At 65.3% G+C, this 219-nt stretch carries 1 protein-coding gene; it reads right to left on the reverse strand.

What is annotated here, in order from left to right; genetic code table 11:
- Nucleotides 1-219: YDG domain-containing protein (locus JHD64_RS22595; RefSeq protein WP_199055847.1), on the reverse strand; the 219-nt coding region annotated here is incomplete at both ends.

Below are 219 nucleotides of genomic sequence, written 5' to 3' on the forward strand. Positions count from 1 at the left end.
CAACGTGGGCGCTGGCCAGGGTGGCGCTGCCGCCAACGGTGACGGTATCGCCAACGATCTGGTTGCTGACCGTCAGGTTGCTGCCCTGGGCGGTAGTCGTGCCGTTATAGGTCTGGCTACCGGTCAGCGTCACCGCCAGCGGGTTGACCGTCATGCTGCCGGTCGCGCCAGTCAGGGTGTAGTCGCTGTCGCTCAGCGTCAGGCTGTTGAAGCCTGACA

The organism is Aquitalea sp. ASV15 (assembly GCF_016429115.1).
Lineage (GTDB): Bacteria > Pseudomonadota > Gammaproteobacteria > Burkholderiales > Chromobacteriaceae > Aquitalea > Aquitalea magnusonii.